Origin of the sequence: Methyloceanibacter marginalis (assembly GCF_001723295.1) — a bacterium.
GTDB lineage: Bacteria > Pseudomonadota > Alphaproteobacteria > Rhizobiales > Methyloligellaceae > Methyloceanibacter > Methyloceanibacter marginalis.
In genome coordinates this window covers 1-1,321 of the sequence record NZ_LPWD01000313.1, presented here as the reverse complement: position 1 = coordinate 1,321, position 1,321 = coordinate 1, and the positions used below count along the sequence as shown (strand labels likewise).

Sequence of the window (1,321 nt, the reverse complement as noted above, 5' to 3'; positions counted from 1 at the left end):
GGGGGGAAAGCTACCGTGCTTCGCGCGGCGGGCCAAACGCTTCGGAGGTCCAGGCTCGAGTCCTAGCCGGCGGACGCCAAGATCTTGCGCCAGCGGAGCGCGGACAGCATGCCGATGACGAGGCCGACGCCGCTGAAAAACAGCACGACGAAGATGCAGCCGTCGCGCGCCGCGACGATCATCTGGGCATTGGGGCCGTCTAGCGCCGCCATCATGGCGGGCGGGGAACATCGGAGGTTATGATCAGAAGCGCCAGCAGCCCGTTCTTGATGCGACCTCGATGACGATGGCGAAGGCGTCCCGCTCCGCCGTCCCGCAGGCGCGGGCGAACAGCCGCGCCAGAATGACGGCGCCGAGACAGAACACGATGATGATGGCCGGCCCCAGCCAGCCGTAAGCGGCGAATTGCAGCCGTCCCGCGCCCAGCGATCCGATGATGATCAGGGCGAGCAGGACGAGACTGGCGCGCACCATGAGCTTGATGAAGAAGACTTGCTGGGGAAGCGTCGTGGTGGCGCGGACAACCATCCCGGCAAGAAGGGGCGCGAGCAGGAACAAGCCGATGTCCAGCATGATCTGGGACTTGTCGATGTCGAAATCGCCGGGCACCCGCACCATGACCAGCGAGGCCAGCACGATCGGGGTGGCGATGAGGCAGGCAAAGGTCGTGATGGCCGTCAACGAGACGGACAGAGCGACATTCCCGTTGCCCATGAAGGTAACGAGGTTCGACACCGCGCCGCCGGGCATGGCGGCGATCAGGGCGAGGCCCGTGGCGATGCCGACGGCGCCTGTCACCGACAATCCGCCGAAGTCCGCCGGGAACAGGCCGAGGATGAACATCACGAGCCCCGCCCAGGCGGGGACCAAGAGCAGCTGGGCGGCCAGGCCCACCACCAGCCCCTTCCAGGCAAACAGCGTGTTGGCGAAATCGCGGACCGTCAGCGTGGCGCCCATGCCGAGCATCGACAGCGTGACCATCGTCGCCGACAGGCCGCGTTCGAGTTCGCCGAAATTTTCAAAAAACCAAAAGGGCTGGTCGAGCATTGCGGCGCAGCCTTAGCAGAGACGCTTGCGGCGGGATAGGTTCTGCCCCGGTCCGGTCGGCTCTTACCTCGTCATGCCCGCGTAGGCGGGCATCCAGTAACCACTGGCCTTCGTAGTGCGCACGGCATTGGTTACTGGATCGCCCGGTCAAGCCGGGCGATGACGCCGAAGGTTTGTGCAGGCCTATCCCCGCCTTCCGCCGCTCGTCCCCGCGAAGGCGGGGACCCAGCACGTATTTTTTCCCTGGATTCCCGCCTTCGCGGGAATGAGCGGA

General features: G+C 65.6%; 1 protein-coding gene. It reads right to left on the bottom strand.

Annotated features, from left to right (window positions below; genetic code table 11):
* Positions 1-243: 243 nt before the first annotated feature.
* Positions 244-1,047 carry a bile acid:sodium symporter family protein gene (locus AUC71_RS11530; protein WP_069624382.1) on the bottom strand — a complete coding sequence of 268 codons (804 nt, stop codon included), beginning with the start codon at positions 1,045-1,047 and terminating at the stop codon, positions 244-246.
* Between the last annotated feature and the right edge of the window lie 274 nt (positions 1,048-1,321).